15 protein-coding genes are annotated in these 20813 nt (G+C 50.3%); 9 read left to right on the top strand and 6 right to left on the bottom strand.

The window, feature by feature from the left end:
- Positions 1-13 precede the first annotated feature (13 nt).
- The 4 genes from nusA to LPB400_RS04185 all read left to right on the top strand — a co-directional run bounded on the left by nusA (position 14) and on the right by LPB400_RS04185 (position 8183).
- Positions 14-1519, top strand: a complete 1506-nt coding sequence (gene nusA / locus LPB400_RS04200; protein ID WP_219089514.1) for a transcription termination factor NusA — start codon at positions 14-16, stop codon at positions 1517-1519.
- 11 nt (positions 1520-1530) lie between these two features.
- The gene (infB, locus tag LPB400_RS04195; protein WP_219089512.1) at positions 1531-4425 is read left to right on the top strand and encodes a translation initiation factor IF-2; all 2895 of its coding nucleotides are present in this window, start codon (positions 1531-1533) and stop codon (positions 4423-4425) included.
- A 351-nt stretch (positions 4426-4776) separates the two neighbouring features.
- Positions 4777-7515: a calcium-binding protein gene (locus tag LPB400_RS04190; RefSeq protein WP_219089510.1), complete on the top strand. Its 2739-nt coding sequence runs from the start codon at positions 4777-4779 to the stop codon at positions 7513-7515.
- A 110-nt stretch (positions 7516-7625) separates the two neighbouring features.
- Entirely contained in the window at positions 7626-8183 is a 558-nt protein-coding gene (locus LPB400_RS04185) for a nitroreductase family protein (RefSeq protein WP_219089508.1), read from the top strand.
- 79 nt (positions 8184-8262) lie between these two features.
- Here LPB400_RS04185 and LPB400_RS04180 read toward each other — a convergent pair whose 3' ends face one another.
- The 4 genes from LPB400_RS04180 to yajC form a co-directional block, all read right to left on the bottom strand.
- A complete protein-coding gene (locus LPB400_RS04180; RefSeq protein WP_219089506.1) occupies positions 8263-9144 on the bottom strand; it encodes a carbohydrate kinase family protein in 882 nt (293 codons plus the stop codon).
- A 323-nt stretch (positions 9145-9467) separates the two neighbouring features.
- The gene (gene secF / locus LPB400_RS04175; RefSeq protein ID WP_003686183.1) at positions 9468-10403 is read right to left on the bottom strand and encodes a protein translocase subunit SecF; all 936 of its coding nucleotides are present in this window, start codon (positions 10401-10403) and stop codon (positions 9468-9470) included.
- A gap of 3 nt (positions 10404-10406) precedes the next feature.
- Positions 10407-12260, bottom strand: coding sequence for a protein translocase subunit SecD (secD, locus tag LPB400_RS04170; RefSeq protein WP_219089504.1), 1854 nt, complete (start codon positions 12258-12260; stop codon positions 10407-10409).
- Between the two features lie 75 nt (positions 12261-12335).
- Positions 12336-12602, bottom strand: a complete 267-nt coding sequence (gene yajC / locus LPB400_RS04165) for a preprotein translocase subunit YajC (protein ID WP_003678762.1) — start codon at positions 12600-12602, stop codon at positions 12336-12338.
- A 178-nt stretch (positions 12603-12780) separates the two neighbouring features.
- Between yajC and LPB400_RS04160 the strand changes: the two genes are divergently transcribed.
- The 4 genes from LPB400_RS04160 to LPB400_RS04145 all read left to right on the top strand — a co-directional run bounded on the left by LPB400_RS04160 (position 12781) and on the right by LPB400_RS04145 (position 18208).
- Positions 12781-13839 carry a histone deacetylase family protein gene (locus LPB400_RS04160; protein WP_219089502.1) on the top strand — a complete coding sequence of 353 codons (1059 nt, stop codon included), beginning with the start codon at positions 12781-12783 and terminating at the stop codon, positions 13837-13839.
- A 233-nt stretch (positions 13840-14072) separates the two neighbouring features.
- On the top strand, positions 14073-15137 hold the full coding sequence (locus tag LPB400_RS04155; protein ID WP_219089500.1) for a 2,3-butanediol dehydrogenase: 1065 nt from the start codon (positions 14073-14075) through the stop codon (positions 15135-15137).
- 119 nt (positions 15138-15256) lie between these two features.
- Positions 15257-16399 carry an NADH-dependent flavin oxidoreductase gene (locus LPB400_RS04150; RefSeq protein WP_219089497.1) on the top strand — a complete coding sequence of 381 codons (1143 nt, stop codon included), beginning with the start codon at positions 15257-15259 and terminating at the stop codon, positions 16397-16399.
- Between the two features lie 213 nt (positions 16400-16612).
- Positions 16613-18208 (top strand): peptide chain release factor 3, encoded by a 1596-nt coding sequence (locus LPB400_RS04145; protein ID WP_101755285.1) that lies wholly within the window; start codon positions 16613-16615, stop codon positions 18206-18208.
- Between the two features lie 49 nt (positions 18209-18257).
- On the opposite strand, the gene LPB400_RS04140 is transcribed toward LPB400_RS04145, so the two are convergent.
- A complete protein-coding gene (locus tag LPB400_RS04140) occupies positions 18258-19028 on the bottom strand; it encodes a sulfite exporter TauE/SafE family protein (RefSeq protein ID WP_219089495.1) in 771 nt (256 codons plus the stop codon).
- A gap of 195 nt (positions 19029-19223) precedes the next feature.
- On the opposite strand from LPB400_RS04140, the gene LPB400_RS04135 reads away from it, so the two are divergent.
- Positions 19224-19769: a TIGR00645 family protein gene (locus tag LPB400_RS04135; RefSeq protein ID WP_004519303.1), complete on the top strand. Its 546-nt coding sequence runs from the start codon at positions 19224-19226 to the stop codon at positions 19767-19769.
- Between the two features lie 72 nt (positions 19770-19841).
- On the opposite strand, the gene LPB400_RS04130 is transcribed toward LPB400_RS04135, so the two are convergent.
- Entirely contained in the window at positions 19842-20792 is a 951-nt protein-coding gene (locus tag LPB400_RS04130; RefSeq protein WP_107696963.1) for a bile acid:sodium symporter family protein, read from the bottom strand.
- Positions 20793-20813: the final 21 nt, after the last annotated feature.

Genomic DNA, 20813 nt, shown 5'->3' with positions numbered 1-20813 from the left:
GAGATTCTAGAAAATGAGTCGCGAAATGTTACAGCTGGCCGAAGCGCTGGCAAGTGAAAAAAACGTTGAAACGGAAGTCGTATTCAAAGCCCTTGAATTCGCCCTCTCTACTGCCGCCAAGAAAAAAGCCGACCGCGAGCACATGGACGTGCGCGTCGAAATCGATCGCGATACCGGCGAATACCAAACCTTCCGCCGCTGGCTGATTGTTGCCGATGAAGACTACACCTACCCTGACGTAGAAAAAACCATCGAGGAAATCCAAGAAGAAATCCCCGGCACCACCATCCAAATCGGCGAATACTACGAAGAGCAGCTGCCAAACGAAGGCTTCGGCCGCCAAGCAGCGCAAACCGCCAAACAAATCATCCTGCAACGCATCCGCGATGCCGAGCGCGAGCAAAACCTGAACGAGTTCCTCGCTTCTAAAGAAGACATCGTTTCCGGTACCGTAAAACGCGTCGAGCGCCACGGTATTATCGTTGAAGTCGTCACGGGCAAACTTGACGCACTGATTCCACGCGAAGAAATGATTCCGCGCGAGAACTTCCGCAGCGGCGACCGCATCCGCGCCCTCTTCCTGCGTGTGGACGAAATCGGCAACACCGGCCGCAAACAAGTTATTTTGAGCCGTACCAGCGGCGACTTCTTGGCCAAACTCTACGCCAACGAAGTGCCTGAAATTGCAGACGGCCTGTTGGAAATCCGCGAAGTAGCACGCGATCCAGGCCAACGCGCCAAAGTTGCCGTTAAAGCCAACGACCAACGCATCGATCCGCAAGGTACTTGTATCGGCGTGCGCGGTTCCCGTGTCAACGCCGTGAGCAACGAATTGTCCGGCGAACGCATCGACATCGTTTTGTGGTCTCCCGAGCCTGCCCAATTCGTGATGAACGCGCTGTCTCCTGCCGAAGTGAGCCGCATCGTGATTGACGAAGATAAACACGCCGTTGACGTGATTGTTGATGAAAACCAACTGGCGCTGGCCATCGGCCGCGGCGGTCAAAACGTCCGCCTGGCTTCCATCCTGACCGGCTGGCAGCTGAACATCATGACCGTTGAAGAAGCCGACGAGCGCAATGCCGCCGAAGACGCCGTTATCCGCAACCTCTTCACCACCCACTTGAACATCGACGACGAAACCGCCGATATTTTGGTTGAAGAAGGTTTTGCCACATTGGAAGAAGTGGCTTACGTTCCGGCGGCAGAATTGCTCGCCATCGAAGGCTTTGACGAAGAAATCGTTGAAACCCTACGCAACCGCGCACGCGACGCCATCCTGACCATGACCATCGCGGCAGAAGAAAAACTGGGCGAAGTGTCTGAAGACATGCGCAATCTGGACGGCGTAGATTCCGATATGTTGCGCAAGCTTGCCGAAGCAGGCGTGACCCAACGCGACGATCTAGCCGAATTGTCTGTTGACGAATTGGTCGAAATTACCGGTGTTGACGAAGAAGAAGCCAAAAAAGTGATTTTGGCTGCACGCGAACACTGGTTTACTGAAGAAAACAACTAAGGGGGTACTGAATGAGTAATACAACCGTAGCACAATTTGCCGCCGAACTAAACCGCCCCGTCGATGATTTGCTCAAACAATTGAAAGAAGCCGGCGTCAACAAAAACAGCGGTAATGACAGCCTGACCACTGACGACAAACAATTGCTGACCGCTTACCTGCAAAAGAAAAATGGCAGCAACAGCGGCACCATCAGCATCCGCCGCAAAAAAACCGAAGTCAGCACCGTTGACGGCGTAAAAGTGGAAACACGCCGCCGCAGCCGTGCCGTTACCATTCCTTCTTCCGAAGAATTGGCCGCGGAAGCCAAAGCCAAAGTAGCGGCTGAAAACCAAAAAGCCGAAGCAGAAAAAGCAGCCGCAAAAGCTGCCGAAGAAAAAGCCAAAGCTGAAGCAGAAGCAGCCGCAAAAGCCGAAGCCCGCGCCAAAGCAGAGGCCGAAGCAGCCAGACTGAAAGCAGCCAAAGCCGCACCAAAAGCGGAAGGCAAACCTGCCGAAGCTAAAAAAGAAGAAGCCAAACCGGTTGAAGCTGTAGAAGCCAAGACCGAAGTAAAAGTTGAAGCTAAAGCAGACAACAAGCCGTCTGAAAAATCCGTTGAAGCTGAAAAACCAGCCGAAGCCAAGAAACCTGCCAAAGCCAAACAAGACAAAGGCGGCAAAGGCAAAGAAGCGAAAAAGGCAGCTAAACCTGCCGCTCCTGCCGTACCGCAACCTGTCGTCAGCGTGGAAGAACAGGCTCAACGCGATGAAGAAGCCCGTCGTGCCGCCGCCCTGCGTGCGCATCAAGAAGCCTTGTTGAAAGAAAAACAAGAGCGTCAAGCACGCCGTGAAGCCATAAAACAACAGGCCGAGAAAGACTCAAAACCTACTAAAGAAGCCAAATCAGGCGAACGCAGTAAACCTGCCGAGAAAGCTAAAGCAGCATCCGGCGAAGGCAAATCCGAACACAACGCGCGCAGTAAAAAAGAAGACCGTCGTGAGCGTGATGAAGACACTCAAGGCCGCAATGCTAAAGGCAAAGGCGGCAAAGGTGGTCGCGACCGCAACAATACACGCACTGGCGACGACGAGCGCGTACGCGGCGGCAAAAAAGGCAAAAAACTCAAACTTGAGCCAAACCAACACGCCTTCCAAGCGCCGACCGAACCTGTCGTACACGAAGTTTTAGTGCCTGAAACCATTACCGTTGCCGACTTGGCACACAAAATGGCCGTTAAAGGCGTCGAAGTGGTTAAAGCCCTGATGAAAATGGGCATGATGGTAACCATCAACCAATCCATCGACCAAGACACTGCCCTGATTGTTGTGGAAGAACTCGGCCACATCGGCAAACCTGCCGCCGCCGACGATCCTGAAGCCTTCTTGGATGAAGGCGTTGAAGCAGTAGAAGCCGAAGCATTGCCGCGTCCTCCGGTTGTTACCGTGATGGGTCACGTTGACCACGGTAAAACTTCCCTACTGGACTACATCCGCCGCGCCAAAGTGGTACAAGGCGAAGCGGGCGGCATTACCCAACACATCGGCGCATACCACGTTGAAACCCCTCGCGGCGTGATTACCTTCTTGGATACTCCGGGTCACGAAGCGTTTACCGCCATGCGTGCGCGCGGTGCGAAAGCAACCGATATCGTGATTCTTGTTGTAGCAGCCGACGACGGCGTGATGCCGCAAACCATCGAGGCGATTGCCCATGCTAAAGCTGCGGGCGTACCAATTGTGGTTGCCGTCAACAAAATCGATAAAGAAGCCGCCAACCCAGAGCGTATCCGCCAAGAGCTGACCGCGCACGAAGTCGTGCCGGACGAATGGGGCGGCGATGTACAATTTATCGACGTTTCCGCTAAAAAAGGCCTGAACATCGATGCATTGCTCGAAGCCGTCTTGCTCGAAGCCGAAGTTTTGGAACTGACTGCCCCAGTCGATGCACCTGCCAAAGGTATCATCGTAGAGGCACGTTTGGACAAAGGCCGCGGCGCGGTTGCCACCCTCTTGGTACAAAGCGGTACGCTGAAAAAGGGCGATATGCTGCTGGCCGGTACTGCATTCGGTAAAATCCGTGCAATGGTTGACGAAAACGGCAAAGCCATCAATGAAGCCGGTCCGTCTATCCCTGTCGAAATCCTCGGCTTGTCCGACGTTCCGAACGCAGGCGAAGATGCAATGGTATTGGCCGACGAGAAAAAAGCGCGCGAAATCGCCCTCTTCCGTCAAGGCAAATACCGCGACGTGCGCTTGGCCAAACAACAGGCCGCAAAACTGGAAAACATGTTCAACAACATGGGCGAAAACCAAGCCCAATCCTTGTCCGTCATCATCAAAGCAGACGTACAAGGTTCTTACGAAGCTTTGGCGGGCAGCCTGAAAAAACTGTCCACAGACGAAGTGAAAGTGAACGTGTTGCACAGCGGCGTTGGCGGCATTACCGAATCTGATGTCAACTTGGCCATCGCTTCCGGCGCATTCATCATCGGCTTTAACGTCCGTGCAGATGCTTCCGCCCGCAAACTGGCTGAGAATGAAAACGTGGAAATCCGTTACTACAACATCATTTACGATGCCATCGACGACGTGAAAGCCGCCATGAGCGGTATGCTCTCTCCGGAAGAGAAAGAGCAAGTAACCGGTACGGTCGAAATCCGTCAGGTTATCTCCGTTTCCAAAGTCGGCAACATTGCAGGCTGTATGGTTACCGACGGTGTGGTCAAACGCGATTCCCATGTCCGCCTCATCCGCAACAACGTGGTTATCCATACCGGCGAGCTGTCTTCTTTGAAACGCTACAAAGAAGACGTCAAAGAAGTCCGCATGGGCTTCGAGTGTGGTCTGATGCTCAAAGGCTACAACGAGATTATGGAAGGCGACCAACTCGAATGTTTCGACATCGTCGAAGTTGCCCGTACTCTGTAATCAGACAGGCCGTCTGAAAAAAAAGAAGCAGGTTTTGCAATGCGAAACCTGCTTCTTTTTTTTCAGACGGCCTTTTTACAACCATTCATAGTTTGAAACTATGGAAATTGATGTGTGGTATATAAGAAACAAAACAGCCGCACAAGGCAAAGCCATTTGGCAAAAGAATAGACGGCAAACTAAGCCTGATAAGGCTCTCTATATATTGTCATATCTTAACGTTTCTGTTGTTTTTATCAAATTTCGGCACTAGTATATACAGTCTAAACACAATACAAATTAAGCAATACCGGCCATATGCCGGATACGTTTACTTCCTTGTTACTCTCATCAATATCTAAAGAAAATATCATGACAATCGAAAAAGCAATGCGCATCCGCAATGCGCAATTTGAATTACGACATTTAGAGCAATTGCAGCCATCCCCACTTGCACAAGCAACAACAGGCACATCGGGAGATGACGTTTATTATGTAACCCGCAGCGACGATAAAATCATTGAAAACCCAAATGGCGGAGATGATACGGTTTACAGCAACGTCAGCTATACCCTTCCAAACCACGTTGAAAACCTTGTTTTGACCGGTACAGCCAACATCTTCGGCGCAGGCAACAACAGTAACAACATCCTCATCGGCAATGAAGGCCGCAACCGCCTCAACAGCGGTCGCGGTGACGACATCGTTTATTGCGGCGGCGGCAACGATTTCATCAACGGCGGCGAAGGCAACGACCGTCTTTTCGGCGAAACAGGCAATGACACCCTCAACGGCGAAGCAGGTAATGATGTGCTTGAAGGTGGCGAAGGCGACGACACCTACCTTTTCTCTGCCAAAAGCGAGCAAGACACCGTTATCGACAACCAAGGCCACAACAGCATCCGCTTCCATACTGACCTGAGCCTTAACGATTTAACCGTTGAAGTCCGAAACAACGAAACTGGTGGTCACGACTGGCTGATTGCCGTAAAAAACAGCAACGCCGTTTTAACCATCAAAAACCAATACACTCAAAACGGTACAACACCGGCAGTCTCCCAATTCATCATTGGCACACAAAAACTGGATGTAAACAGCTTTGCCAAATATTTCGATATTTCCCTGACAGAGCATACCGAAAGCGGCAAGACCATAGATGGCAGCGACGGCAATGACCATCTTATCGGCACATCCGGCGATGATATTATCGACGGAAAAGCCGGTGCCGACATTATGGAAGGCGGAGACGGCAATGACACTTACTACGTTGATGATGTAAAAGACGTGGTTATCGAACAAGCTGGCGGCGGCGAAGACACCGTATTCAGCAGCATTTCCCATACCGCCGCTACCCACGTCGAAAATGTTACCTTGACCGGCTCGGCCAATATTTTTGCCGCCGGCAACAATAGCAATAACATTCTGACCGGTAACGAAGGCCGCAACCGCCTCAACAGCGGACGCGGTGATGATACCGTTTACGGCATGGGTGGCAACGACAACCTCAACGGCGGCGAGGGCAACGATTATCTGGATGGCGGCGACGGTAACGATGTCATCAACGGTGATGCAGGCGACGACATTTTGGTGGGCGGCAAAGGTAAAGACATTCTGAAAGGTGGCGCCGGAAACGATACCTATATCTACGGCGACAACGATACCATTATCGACAACCAAGGCATCAATACCCTCAAGTTTTCAGACGGCCTGAACAATGCCAAGCTCAACCTGAAGACCATTCATAACAATGATGGCAGCCAAAGCTGGGAAATTACTTCAGAACAAGGTTCAGCCTTGATTCAAAACCAAATCGGTGCGGATGGCAGCATTTCCATCGACCGCTTCCAGTTTAACGACCAAACTTACACTGCCACTCAGTTCCAACAAGCCTTTCAACCTGTGAAAGCTGAAACCATTAAATTTGCCGGTACTGACGGCGATGACACTTTGCATGGTAATGCAGCCAACAATGAAATCGACGGCGGCAACGACGGCCATGACACCCTCTATGGCCACGACGGCGATGACATCTTGCGCGAACACAGTGCAACCTATTACAGCACTGAGCCAGATTCCGACGATAAACTCTACGGCGGCAACGGTAACGACAAACTCTATGCCCATGTAGGTGCCGACCTGCTTGACGGCGGCGCAGGCAATGATTACATGGAAGGCGGCGAACACAACGATACCTATGTTTTCGGCAAAGGTTACGGTCACGACACCATTTTTGACTTCAACTTCGGTTTTGATAGCAAAGCAAGCCTACACAGACTCAACGCCAACGTCGTGAAATTTACCGGCGGCATTACCCTTGACGACCTCGAAATTACCATTGAAAAAGGTTACGACAAAACCAGTATTATCAACATGCCTGACAGCTCTCAATTTGTGACCAATCCCCTGCTGGATGGTGATACTTGGCATATCCGCATTAAAGGCACAGACGATGTTTTAACCATCAAAAACCAAAGCGGTATTTATGGTGCAATTTCCGAGTTTCAGTTTGACGGCAATACCTCATACAGCATGGGCGAGCTGATCAACCACTTCAAACTGTCTATCCCGCACATGATCGGCAATACAAACATCGTCCAATACACCGGCCAACCCGTTGAAGAACTCAACCGTGATGTATACAACAACTTCAACCACACCATTCACGCCAATAGCGACAACAGCGATTTAGATTTGTCGCGTTACACTTCTGTTGTCGAATACAGGGGCAACCGCAGCGATGAAACCATTACTTTGGGTCGAGGCATCAACATCGTTGATACGGCCGGCGGCAACGATACCATTACCGACCTGGGTGCCGAAAACACCGTTATCATGTTTGGCAGAAACAGCGGCAACGACACCTTTAATCCGTATGGTGGCAGCAATACCCAAGTCCTTTTCAAAGAAGGGCTTACGCTGAAAGATTTACAGTTGAAAACCGGCGATGATTGGGTCTTAACCATCAAAGATACAGGCGAAACCCTGACCATCCATGACATTGCCAACAATAATGTCGACAGCTTTGTATTCGGAAACGGTAAGAGCTATACCGCCGATGAAATCAGCAAAGCACTGATGACTGAAAATACACAAAACAACGGTATCCTGTAAAACTCAAAGGCCGTCTGAAACCTTAATTCAGACGGCCTTAGTCCTTTGCTGATTTATTTATCGTTCTGCTATATAATTATTCTCATTCGAATTCACAAGAAAGAATAAAAATGGATGCCTTAAATCTCCTCACCACGCGTCGCTCTTCCAAAAAACTGGCTGCTCCGGCGCCCAACGCCGAGCAACTGGAACAAATGCTGCAAGCGGCAACACAAGTACCCGATCACGGCAATATGCGCCCTTTCCGCTTTACTGTGATTCAAAGCGAAGCCGGTTTGCAACGTTTCCGCGAGCTTTTGGGCAAGACCGTTACCGAACTCAACTTCGGCGATGATGCCATGAAAAAGGCCGAACGCGTCGGCAACATGGCGCCTATGATTATCGGCGTTACATTCGCGCCGAACCGTGAAGTAGCAAAACCGAAACCTGAATGGGAACAAATGTTGACTGCCGGCTGCGCCGCCTACGCATTGCAACTGGCTGCTTCTGCTCAAGGCTTCGACAATGTTTGGATTACGGGCATGTGGGTCAACAGCCCATTGTTGCGAGAAGCATTTGAGTGTGCCGACAAAGACAAAATCATCGGCCTGATGATGATTGGTTCGCCGACCGAAGAAGGAAGCGGCCCGAAAAATACCAACTTAGAATGTTTTACAACTTATTGGTAAAGCCTGAAAATACTAAGGCCGTCTGAAAAACCTAATTTAATGGTTTTCAGACGGCCTTTTTATGTCTCTTGTCAAAATATCAAGCAGGATTCATAAACGCTTCAACTTCTTCCAAAGAAATATCCGCCGTCGCGCCATGACGTGAAGCCACCAATGCACCCAGCGCACAAGCAAAAGCAATGGCTTCTTGAGGAGGCGCATTGTTCAGGAGTTTGTAGGTCAAACCGCCAAGGAAGCTATCTCCGGAGCCGACAGTATCCACCACTTTGACACGGAAACCGCAATGACGGTATAACTCGCCATCCTTATACAAAACCGCGCCATGGCTTCCCAAAGTCACGCAAAGGATTTTGACGCCGGTCAGCTCAACGAGGTAGCTGATATTTTGCTCGATACTGTGATAAGGAGAGCCATAAGCCGCAGCCAATTCATACAACTCATCATCATTGAGTTTGACCATATCGGACTGTTTCATGGTCTCAAGCAAGCGGTCAATATCGTAATGAGGCTTACGCAGATTAACGTCAAAAATTTTGAATTTGGCTTCTTTCAGCAAAACCGCCAAGCTTTTACGCGAAACTTCATCGCGGGTTGCCAAGCTGCCAAAAACGAAAGCATCTGATTCTGCTACACGTTTGATTGCCGCATCATTAACCGCAATCCTGTCCCACGCGCAAGGATAAACAATCTCATAAGACGCACTGCCAGACTTGTCCAAGTGTACTTTCACCAAGCTGGTCGCACATTCGTGACAAACCTGCAAATAATCAGTATTGACGTTTTTACTTTGAATTTGACGTAGCAATTCTTCGCCATCGGCATCATCGCCGCGACGGCTGATGATGGCAGCATCGATACCCAAAGACTGCAAACGGACAGCAACATTCAAGGGTGCGCCACCCAATACCTTTCCGTTTGGAAAATCGTCCCACAGCACTTCGCCGAAACTGGTTACTTTCATTCTTGGCCTTCCTTTTTTGAGGTTGATTGGCAGGGTCTGCACTCCCGACAGATTTTTTGCAAATCATGTACTTGTAGTAAAACTCCAGCATCGGGGGCAAAAGTATTATGTTTTAAAATATTAGGACTGACAAGCAATTAAGGGAATATCAGACAATAAACTTGATTCATCACAAAATTATATCGTCCATATTTTTTCTTTTTCTTTCACATTTATCCCCTCTGATTTCATCAAAATAAAACATTTTGAAATTTAAATACAAAAGGCCGTCTGAAAACTGATTCAATCAATTTTCAGACGGCCTTTATCGAATTATTGCAGGTTTAAACTACCACTTCTTCTTTTTTCTTCACTTCTTTGGCAATGTTCTCACGGCTCAAACCGAACATCAGCAAGAGCGGGCTGGCAACCAATACGGAAGAGTAAATACCGAACACGATACCGATGGTCAGCGCCATAGAGAAACCGTGCAAGGCCGCACCGCCGAACACCAGCATAGAAACAACCATTGCCTCGGTCGAACCGTGAGTAATGATGGTACGGCTCATGGTTGCGGTAATCGCATTGTCGATGACCTCCGGAACAGTATGGCCGCGCATATGCGGTTTGCGGAAGTTTTCACGAATACGGTCAAACACCACCACAGACTCGTTCACGGAATAACCCAGAACTGCCAAAATACCTGCCAAGACAGTCAGAGAGAATTCCCATTGGAAGAAGGCGAAACAGCCGAGAATGATCACGATATCGTGCATATTCGCAATAATCGCCGATACTGCAAAACGCCACTCAAAACGCATGGACAAGTAAATAATAATACCTGCCACCACGAAACCTAATGCCATCAAACCGTTAGTGACCAATTCTTCGCCGACTTGAGGACCGATGAATTCGACTTGGCGCAAGGTAACGTCAGGATTGTCTTTTTTCAGCAAATCCATCACTTGGTTGGACAACTGGGCGGAGGTTACGCCTTCTTTGTTCGGCAGGCGGATCATGATGTGCTTGTTCGTACCCAATGCCTGAACCTGTACATCGCCCATTTTCAGCGTATCGAGGCGTTCGCGTGTTTTATTCACATCAACACCCTGCTGATATTGGACTTCCATCACCGTACCGCCGGTAAATTCGACGGAGAAATTCAGGCCTTTGGTTACCAAAAAGAACACGGCGGCGATAAACGTAACCAACGAAATAAAGGTCGTCAGTTTGCCGTAGCTCATAAACGGAATATCGCGTTTGATTTTAAATAATTCCATGTTTTACTCCTTGCCTTCTGCCATTTCAGCTTTCGGCTTCCATACCGCACCAATGGAAATATTCCGCAATTTGCGACGGCGGCCGTACCACAGGTTGACCAAAGCACGGAACACGACCACAGACGAGTACATCGAGGTCAGAATACCGATACAGTGCACAACAGCAAAACCACGTACCGGGCCGGAACCGAATACCAACAAAGCGATACCAGCAATCAGAGAGGTCAAGTTAGAGTCGACAATGGTTGCCCAAGCATGTTGGAAACCGAGGTTGATGGCCTGTTGAGGTGGTATGCCTCCGCGTAATTCTTCACGGATACGCTCGTTAATCAATACGTTAGAGTCAATCGCCATACCCAATGTCAATGCCAACGCGGCAATACCCGGCAGGGTCAGCGTTGCCTGCATGGCAGACAAAATACCCACCAAAAACAAGATATTGGTACTCAAGGCAATGGTAGAGAAGAAACCCATCAAGCGATAGTAAATCACCATGAATGCAGCAACAGCGGCAAAGCCCCACAAGGTGGAATTGAAACCTTTTTCAATGTTTTCTTTACCCAAAGACGGGCCGATGGTACGTTCTTCGACAATTTGCATAGGCGCAGCCAGCGAGCCGGCACGCAGCAACAATGAAGTATCGTTGGCTTCGGCAGTTGTCATGCTGCCGGAAATCTCCACACGGCCACCGGTAATGGCGGAGCGGATGACAGGCGCAGTCACGACTTCGGATTTACCTTGGTCGATCAACACCATAGCCATACGTTTACCCACATTGGCCGAAGTCAATTCGCCAAAAATGCTGCCACCTGCGCTGTCCAAGCTCAGGCTCACGGCAGGCGCACCCATTTGGTCAAAGCTAGGTTGCGCGTCGTTGATGTTGTCGCCGGTCAATTCAACTTGTTTGTTGACCAAAATAGTTTCCGGATGATCGCCACCGCTTGACAGTAACTCATAACCAGTCGGTACATTACCGTTTAAGGCTTCTTGAAGTTTAATCGGATCGTCTTCCACCATACGCACTTCCAAAGTCGCGGTACGACCGATAATGTCTTTGGCTTTGGCAGTATCTTGCACGCCCGGCAGCTGTACAACAATGCGGTCAAGACCGGATTGTTGGATAACCGGTTCTGCCACACCCAATTCGTTCACACGGTTGTGCAAAGTGTTGATGTTTTGTTTTACCGCATCAGAACGTACTTTATTGATCGCCTCTTCAGACAGAGTCAGCACGATATTGTTGCCGTCTGCAAGCAAAGTGGCTTCAGGGAACATCTTTTGCAACTGAGGCAAAGCCTTTTGTACATCGGCAGCATCTTGCAGAGGCACAGTCAGACCATTTTCAGCCTGATGCACCGTACCGGTACGGATTTTTTCGCGACGCAATTCGCGGCGGATGTCGCCGGCGTAACGTTCAAACGTTTTCTGCATCGCGGCTTTCATGTCCACCTGCATGGTGAAATGCACACCGCCGCGCAAGTCCAGACCCAAGAACATCGGATTGGCTTTAATTTTCGCCATCCACTCAGGACTGTCCGCCAAAAGGTTGAGCGCGGTAATATAGCCTTCGCCCAAAGTGTTTTCGATGACATCACGCGCTTTTAATTGCGTTTCAGTATCTTTAAAACGCACTTTCAGCGAATTATCGACAATGAACATACCATCAGTCTGAATACCTGCGCTTTGTAACGCAGAAGACACTTTAGACTGGGTTTGATCGTTGATCACGATGGCTTGTCGGTTGGTCGATACCTGTACGGCAGGCGTTTCACCGAAAAGGTTGGGCAGCGAGTAAACAGCCGCAACCACAATCGTGAACGCAATCAGCAGGTATTTCCATAAAGGATAACGGTTCATGGTAAACCTTTGCTTTATTTATAAAGGCAAACAGCCGCACTCGGAAAATGAGGCGGCTTTTCGCAAAAAAACGGATTATTCGGCTTTCGCGGCAATCGCGTTGCGTTCCACTTCTACTTCGATTCTCGCACCTTGGCCGATGTCGACAGTGTAGAATTGCTCGCCGACTTTGGTCACGCGGCCTTTGAAACCTGCAGCCAAAACGACTTTATCGCCTACTTTCAAAGCAGCCAGCATAGCTTGATGTGCTTTGAATTTCTTTTGTTGAGGACGCATAATCAGGAAGTAAAACACCACCATAATCAGCAGTAAAGGGGCAAATTGAGCCACAGCTTGATTCATAATATATCCGTTCTTTTGAGTTTTAAGATAAAGTAAAAAAACTGCATACAGCCCAAAACGCAGTTGGTCGGACTGTAAAATTGAGCTATTCTAAAGGCCGTCTGAAAAATTTCCAAGCATTTCCGTATTTATTAACCATATTTAGCAGTCCGTGCGACTCGTTCGATACATACTTTCCATGCTTAAAAAAATCATTTGGCGCGTGCGTACCCTGCTGCGTCGACTACTTGGCAAAAATGCCCGCACCGTATGGATTTCCCATCCGATATTTTTGCAGCACCAGCCGGGCACCAACCACCCCGACAAGCCCGAACGCATCAGCGCCATTCAAGCCGCCTTAAAAAAGGAAGGCATTTGGCGTCATCTGCAAACCGCTGAAGCACCCGAAATCAAAGATGCGCAACTGGCATTGGTCCACTCGCGCAACTATCTGCACGAATTAGAGGCCGCACAGCCGCTTCCCGGTAAAATCCACCGTATCGACGACGATACCGTCATCTGCCACGACTCCCTCCAAGCCGCCCGTTTTGCGGCCGGCGCCGTCATCAAGGCAGTCGATATGGTGATGAACAAAAAAGCCTGGCATGCTTTTTGCGCCATCCGCCCGCCAGGCCACCATGCCCACAGCAACAGCGCCGGCGGATTCTGCCTCATTAACAACACCGCCGCCGGCGTGATGCACGCCATTGCCCAATACCGCTTGCAACGCATCGCCGTCATCGATTTCGACGTCCACTTCGGCGACGGTACGGCGGAGATTCTCCAAGACGATCCGCGCGTGATGTTTTTCAACCTGTTTGAAACCGACATCTTTCCCTTCCCTCAGGCGGAACAATACGCCGGCAATAAGAATATGCTGCATACGCCCCTCAAACCGGGCACAGGCAGCCGTATCTTCCGTACGACCATCCGCGAACAATGGCTTCCCAAGCTCACGGCCTTCCGCCCCGAGTTGGTGTTGCTTTCAGCCGGTTTTGACGGGCACAAACAAGACGAAACAGGCCGTCTGAACCTGCATGAAGCCGATTTTGCCTGGCTGACACACAAAATCGTCCAAGCAACAGCAAGCTGTCAAGGACGTATCGTTTCCGTGCTGGAGGGCGGATATACCTTGGAATCCATGTCTAAATCTGCCGCCGCCCACATCCGCGTATTGGCAGGCTTAAGCAAGGCCGACTACGTCATCGCCTACCAAAAGCATCTGAAGCGCGGCAAAAGTAACAATCCTACACCATAACGTATTCAAACTATTGCCCCAGGCCGTCTGAAAATAGATTATCCATTTCAGACGGCCTTTTTTTCATTTACAAACTTTAATTTGAGCAAAGACAAACCATTTTCATATTATCAGTAGTAAAATAACAAATATAAAACATATCAATAAAAATATTTCACACGCCACACTGCTTCCCTTTCCCTAATTGACCGTCTTTTTCAGACGGCCTCCACTTTAAAAAAAGGAGCGTTACAATGAAAGCAGCACGTTTTTACAACAAAGGTGACATCCGCATCGAAGACATTCCAGAGCCAACCGTAGCTCCGGGTACTGTCGGCATTAATGTTGCGTGGTGCGGTATCTGCGGTACCGATCTGCACGAATTCATGGAAGGCCCGATTTTCATTCCGCCTTGCGGCCATCCGCACCCAATCTCCGGCGAGTCAGCCCCTGTAACCATGGGGCACGAGTTCTCCGGCGTGGTTTATGCCGTAGGCGAAGGCGTGGACGACATCAAAGTCGGCCAACACGTTGTCGTTGAACCCTACATCATCCGCGACGATGTACCGACCGGCGAAGGCAGCAACTACCACCTCTCCAAAGACATGAACTTCATCGGTTTAGGTGGCTGCGGTGGCGGCTTGTCTGAAAAAATCGCCGTTAAACGCCGTTGGGTACACCCTATTTCCGACAAAATTCCATTAGACCAAGCTGCTTTGATTGAGCCTCTGTCTGTCGGCCACCATGCTTATGTACGCAGTGGCGCGAAAGAAGGCGACGTCGCATTGGTCGGCGGCGCAGGCCCAATCGGTTTGCTGTTGGCTGCCGTACTGAAAGCCAAAGGCATCAAAGTCATCATCACCGAATTGAGCAAAGCACGTAAAGACAAAGCACGCGAAGCCGGCGTGGCCGACTACATCCTCGACCCATCCGAAGTCGATGTCGTTGAAGAAGTGAAAAAACTGACCAACGGCGAAGGCGTAGACGCTGCATTCGAATGCACCAGCGTCAACAAAGTGCTGGACACCATGGTCGAAGCATGCCGTCCGACTGCGAAAGTCGTCATCGTATCCATTTGGAGCCACCCTGCCACCATCAACGTCCACAGCGTTGTAATGAAAGAGCTGGACGTGCGCGGCACCATCGCCTACTGCAACGACCACGCCGAAACCATCAAATTGGTTGAAGAAGGCAAAATCAACCTTGAGCCTTTCATCACCCAGCGCATCAAACTGGACGAATTGATTTCCGAAGGCTTCGAGCGCTTGATCCACAACAACGAATCCGCAGTAAAAATCATTGTCAATCCTAATCTTTAATCCTAAGGCTTAAAGAATAAAACAGGCCGTCTGAAACTTTTCAGACGGCCTGTGTACTTGATAAATTACCGAATGGCCCAATTCTATGCCGACCATTCACTTATCAAGAGTCAAACTCCATGAATCCAAAATACGCCCCACTCTTCCAAACATACACCCTCAATAACGGCGTAACCATCAAAAACCGCCTTGTCGTCGCCCCCATGACCCATTTCGGCTCACAAGCCGACGGTTTAATCAGCGACCAAGAGCGTACCTTCCTCAACAACCGCGCAGGCGATATGGGCATGTTTATCACTGCCGCCACTTTGGTTCAAAAAGACGGCAAAGCCTTTCACGGCCAACCTGAAGCCACAGGCGAACACTGCCTCGACAGCCTGAAAGAAACCGCACAAATCCTGCAACAGCAAGGCGCAAAAGCAATTTTGCAAATCCATCACGGCGGTTCCAAAGCCATTGATGACCTTTTGGACGGTCTCGACAAAATCAGCGCCTCCGCCAGCGAAGCCGAACACGCACGCGAAGCGACAGCAGAAGAAGTCGAGGCACTCATCGCCTCTTATGCGCAAGCCGCCGATTTGGCGCTTCGTGCCGGTTTTGACGGCGTGGAAATCCACGGCGCGAACGGCTATTTAATCCAACAGTTTTACTCTGCCCAAAGCAACCGCCGCAACGACCAATGGGGCGGCAGTCTGGAAAACAGAATGCGCTTCCCGCTGGCCGTTATTGATGCCGTGGTTGCCGTCCGTGAAAAACACCAGCGCAACGGCTTCATCATCGGCTACCGCTTCTCCCCTGAAGAACCGGGCGACGACGGCTTAACCATGACCGAAACCGGCGCACTGATTGACGCATTGGTACAAAAACCGCTGCAATATCTGCACGTTTCCTTGTGGGAATTTGATAAAAAAATCCGTCGCGGCGGCGATACCGTCCAAACCCGTATGCAGTTTATCCACGAACGCATCAACGGCAAACTGCCGCTTATCGGCGTGGGCAACCTGTTTACCGCCGATCAAATTTTGGCCGCCTATGAAACCGGCTGGGCAGAATTTATCGCATTGGGCAAAACCGTGATGATTAATCCGCACATCGCCACGCAAATCCGTGAAGGCCGCGAAGATGAAATCGAAACGCAACTCGATCCGACGCGCGCCGACCATTACGGCCTCCCCGACACCTTATGGGTATTTTCCTCCAGTGGTACGCAATCATGGCTGCCGCCGGTAAAAGGCGCAGAATGGAAACCGATGGATATTTAATCATCGATTCATAACCAAAGGCCGTCTGAAACTTTTCAGACGGCCTTTGTTTTGGTACAAACATTGAATTATCAAGCATTTTTTTGTACAATTCCGCATCTTTCAATCTATTGCAGGGCGTGTTGCACACGCCCTTATTTTAGCCTGTTTTCCAACACCCATATCCTTCAGGCCGTCTGAAAAAGCGGCCTGAAACTTTTTGCAAAGAAAACCATGTCCCAAGAAATCCTCGACCAAGTGCGCCGCCGCCGCACGTTTGCCATCATCTCCCACCCCGACGCGGGTAAAACCACGCTGACCGAAAAACTGCTGCTGTTTTCAGGTGCGATTCAAAGCGCGGGTACGGTAAAAGGCAAGAAAACCGGTAAATTCGCCACTTCCGACTGGATGGAAATCGAGAAGCAGCGCGGCATTTCCGTGGCCTCGTCCGTAATGCAATTCGACTACAAAGACCATACCGTCAACCTCTTGGACACGCCGGGACACCAAGACTTCTCCGAAGATACCTACCGCGTATTGACCGCCGTGGACAGCGCCTTGATGGTCATCGACGCGGCAAAAGGTGTGGAAGCGCAAACCATCAAACTCTTGAACGTCTGCCGCCTGCGCAATACGCCGATTGTCACGTTCATGAACAAATACGACCGCGAAGTACGCGATTCGTTGGAGTTGCTGGACGAAGTGGAAAACATCCTGCAAATCCGCTGCGCGCCCGTAACCTGGCCAATCGGCATGGGCAAAAACTTCAAAGGCGTGTACCACATCCTGAATGACGAAATCTATCTCTTCGACGCAGGCGGCGAACGTCTGCCGCACGAGTTCGACATCATCAAAGGCATCGACAATCCTGAATTGGAACAACGCTTTCCATTGGAAATCCAGCAGTTGCGCGACGAAATCGAATTGGTGCAGGCTGCTTCCAATGAATTTAATCTCGACGAATTCCTCGCCGGTGAACTCACGCCCGTGTTCTTCGGATCGGCGATTAACAACTTCGGTATTCAGGAAATCCTCAATTCATTGATTGAATGGGCGCCTGCGCCGAAACCGCGCGATGCGACCGTACGCATGGTCGAGCCGGACGAGCCGAAATTCTCCGGATTTATCTTCAAAATCCAAGCCAATATGGACCCGAAACACCGTGACCGTATCGCCTTCTTGCGCGTCTGCTCCGGTAAGTTTGAGCGCGGCATGAAGATGAAACACCTGCGTATCAACCGCGAAATCGCCGCCTCCAGCGTAGTAACCTTCATGTCGCACGACCGCGAGCTGGTCGAGGAAGCCTACGCGGGCGACATCATCGGCATCCCGAACCACGGCAACATCCAAATCGGCGACAGCTTCTCCGAAGGCGAACAACTGGCATTTACCGGCATCCCATTCTTCGCGCCCGAACTGTTCCGCAGCGTACGCATCAAAAACCCGCTGAAAATCAAGCAACTGCAAAAAGGTTTGCAACAGCTCGGCGAAGAAGGCGCGGTACAGGTTTTCAAACCGATGAGCGGCGCGGATTTGATTTTAGGCGCGGTCGGCGTGTTGCAGTTTGAAGTCGTTACCTCGCGGCTGGCTAACGAATACGGCGTAGAAGCCGTGTTCGACAGCGCATCCATCTGGTCGGCGCGCTGGGTATCGTGCGAAGACAAGAAAAAGCTGGCGGAATTTGAAAAAGCCAATGCAGGCAACCTTTCGATAGACGCTGGCGGCAACCTCGCCTACCTCGCGCCTAACCGCGTAAACTTAAATCTGACACAAGAACGCTGGCCGGACATCGTGTTCCACGAAACACGCGAACATTCGGTTAAACTGTAAAACGCAAAGGCCATCTGAAACTTTCAGACGGCCTTTTTTTCATTCGATATCAACCCAATAAATCCCAAGCAAACTTCCCAATGGTCAGGCACAGCAGCAACATAAACCCATAACGAAGTAATTTAGTTCCGCCGCGTATTGCCAAGCGCGCGCCGACCACGCCGCCGCACAAATTCGCCACTGCCAACGGTATCGCCCATTCCCACGCAACATGGCCTTGCGGGATAAAAAACGTCAGCGCGGCAAGATTCGTGGTCGAATTGATGACCTTTGCCGAAGCATTTGCCGCCAGAAAATCATAGCCGTAAAAGCGGACGAACACAAAAGCCAGCAGGCTGCCCGTTCCCGGCCCGAACACGCCGTCGTAAAACCCGATTAACGCGCCGAAAAATAATCCCCATAAAGTTTCGCGGCGCGTCAGCTTTTCAGTGCGCACCGTCTGCCCCAAGTCTTTTTTCAAAAAAGTGTACAGGCACATGGCAATCATGATGACCAGCATTGCCGGTTTCATGTATTGCACGGGGAAATACACCACCGTTTTCGCGCCCAAATATGAAGCGGCAAATGCTAACGCCGCGGCAGGCAGCAGCATTTTCCACGGCACGGGGATTCGGCGCAGATATTGCCCCGTCGCGGTCAACGTGCCACAGCAGGAAGCAAATTTATTGACACCCATCACCGAGGCCACAGGCGTAGCGTTTGGCAATAGATTGAACAATCCGGGAATCTGCAACAGCCCTCCGCCGCCAACCGCCGCATCCATCAGCCCTGCGGCAAAGCCGACCAACACCAGATAATAAAAAAACAAATCTGCAAGCATAATGTCCATCTCTAAAAAGCAAAGCGATTTTGCGCGTATTTGCCTATCCTGACAACCTACAAGGCCGTCTGAAAACAAGAAACAATATCCTGTTTTCAGACGGCCTTTCTTTTTAAATTCAACCACTCAAATTGCGGCTTAAAAATTTTTCCATTAAAATGCCGCCCCTTATCTTTCCTACACACAAAACATTTTATGGAACATTCCACCCCGACCAAACGCACAGCCCACGACCGAATGGGCATCTTCGCGCATTTCATTTTTGCCAGCCGCTGGCTGCAACTGCCGATTTATATAGGCTTGATTATCGCCCAAGTCATTTATGCCTGTAAGTTCCTCAAATCCTTGTGGCACTTGGTATCCAATTTCAGCATCATGGATGAAAACACCATCATGATCGCCGTATTGAACCTGATTGATGTCGTGATGATTGCCAATCTGCTGACCATGGTCATTGTCGGCGGCTACGAGACCTTCGTCTCCCGCCTTCACGTTGACGAGCATCCCGACCAGCCCGAATGGCTCAGCCATGTCAATGCTTCGGTTTTGAAGGTTAAGCTGTCGATGTCCATCATCAGCATTTCCTCCATCCATCTGCTGCAAACCTTCCTCAACGCCGCCAATCTGTCGGAAAAACAAATCATGTGGCAATGTATTACCCACATCTGTTTCCTGATTTCCGCGCTTGCCATGGCTTTAACGGACAAAATCGTGTACAGCACGACGCATAAAGCGCATTGATAATAAAAGGCAATCAAAAGGCCGTCTGAAGTGTTTCAGACGGCCTTTTGTTATCTGGCAATGTTTACCGGCTTATTGCTTACGCTTGTCCCACCAAGCAAACAAATTACCCAAAACTGTTCCTGACACAGAGTGCCAAACGCAGGCAACGGCGGCGGCAACGGCAGATTCGGCATTGCCGGGGAAGAATTTAGCACTCAAACCAGTGGCAAGTCCGGCATTTTGTACGCCGACTTCGATGGCAAGGGTGCGTTTTTTAGCAGTATTCATGCCGGTCAGCGCGCCACTGTAATAGCCGAGGATGTAGCCGCCGATGTTGTGGGCAGCGATGGCGAGTACCATAACAAAAGCGGATTCAGCAAAGCGGTGGCCGTGAACGGCAGCAACGCCGCCGACGATACAGGCAAACGCGACAACGGCAACGGCAGGCATAATCGCGCGCACGTCTTCAAACCAATGTTTTTTATGCAGCAATATATTGGCGGCAGAGCCGATAACGACAGGCAACAGGGTAACGAGCAGCATAAATTTGAACATACCCCAGCCGTCCATTTCGACGGTTTGTCCGACCAAATAAGTCATCCACAGCGGCGTCATCACAGGCGCGAGGACGGTGGAAACAGTGGTCATGCCAACCGAAAAGGCAACATCGCCTTTAGCCAAAAAACTCATGATATTGGACGAAACACCGCCCGGGCAGGTACCGACCAAAACCAGACCTAGCGTCAATCCGGGCGAAAGGTCAAAGGCTTTGGCAATGCCGATGGCAAGCAGGGGCATAATCGTGTATTGGGCGATTGCGCCGATGAAAATATCGAGCGGACGTTGCGCCAGAATTTGATAATCTTCTTTACCCAAAGTCATGCCCATGCCGAGCATGATGATGCCGAGTACAACGACTTGCGTATCGCCTTTTACCCACGAAAAAGTGGCAGGTTCGATAAAGGCGATGATGGAGGCAAGGACAATAATCAAGGCGGTGAAGCGGGTCATTTGCCGACTGATAGCGGTCAGAAAGTTCATGTTTTTACTCCTTTGTATGTT

The organism is Neisseria perflava, assembly GCF_019334725.1.
Classification (GTDB): domain Bacteria; phylum Pseudomonadota; class Gammaproteobacteria; order Burkholderiales; family Neisseriaceae; genus Neisseria; species Neisseria subflava_A.
The sequence above is the reverse complement of the archived record's forward strand: the minus strand, read 5'-3'. Positions and strand labels throughout refer to the sequence as shown.

What these genes read in the sequence shown, in the direction of transcription:
- nusA (WP_219089514.1), top strand. Translation starts at nt 14, where the DNA reads ATGAGTCGCGAAATGTTACAGCTGGCCGAAGCGCTGGCAAGTGAAAAA.
- infB (WP_219089512.1), top strand. Translation starts at nt 1,531, where the DNA reads ATGAGTAATACAACCGTAGCACAATTTGCCGCCGAACTAAACCGCCCC.
- LPB400_RS04190 (WP_219089510.1), top strand. Translation starts at nt 4,777, where the DNA reads ATGACAATCGAAAAAGCAATGCGCATCCGCAATGCGCAATTTGAATTA.
- LPB400_RS04185 (WP_219089508.1), top strand. Translation starts at nt 7,626, where the DNA reads ATGGATGCCTTAAATCTCCTCACCACGCGTCGCTCTTCCAAAAAACTG.
- LPB400_RS04180 (WP_219089506.1), bottom strand. Translation starts at nt 9,144, where the DNA reads ATGAAAGTAACCAGTTTCGGCGAAGTGCTGTGGGACGATTTTCCAAAC.
- secF (WP_003686183.1), bottom strand. Translation starts at nt 10,403, where the DNA reads ATGGAATTATTTAAAATCAAACGCGATATTCCGTTTATGAGCTACGGC.
- secD (WP_219089504.1), bottom strand. Translation starts at nt 12,260, where the DNA reads ATGAACCGTTATCCTTTATGGAAATACCTGCTGATTGCGTTCACGATT.
- yajC (WP_003678762.1), bottom strand. Translation starts at nt 12,602, where the DNA reads ATGAATCAAGCTGTGGCTCAATTTGCCCCTTTACTGCTGATTATGGTG.
- LPB400_RS04160 (WP_219089502.1), top strand. Translation starts at nt 12,781, where the DNA reads ATGCTTAAAAAAATCATTTGGCGCGTGCGTACCCTGCTGCGTCGACTA.
- LPB400_RS04155 (WP_219089500.1), top strand. Translation starts at nt 14,073, where the DNA reads ATGAAAGCAGCACGTTTTTACAACAAAGGTGACATCCGCATCGAAGAC.
- LPB400_RS04150 (WP_219089497.1), top strand. Translation starts at nt 15,257, where the DNA reads ATGAATCCAAAATACGCCCCACTCTTCCAAACATACACCCTCAATAAC.
- LPB400_RS04145 (WP_101755285.1), top strand. Translation starts at nt 16,613, where the DNA reads ATGTCCCAAGAAATCCTCGACCAAGTGCGCCGCCGCCGCACGTTTGCC.
- LPB400_RS04140 (WP_219089495.1), bottom strand. Translation starts at nt 19,028, where the DNA reads ATGCTTGCAGATTTGTTTTTTTATTATCTGGTGTTGGTCGGCTTTGCC.
- LPB400_RS04135 (WP_004519303.1), top strand. Translation starts at nt 19,224, where the DNA reads ATGGAACATTCCACCCCGACCAAACGCACAGCCCACGACCGAATGGGC.
- LPB400_RS04130 (WP_107696963.1), bottom strand. Translation starts at nt 20,792, where the DNA reads ATGAACTTTCTGACCGCTATCAGTCGGCAAATGACCCGCTTCACCGCC.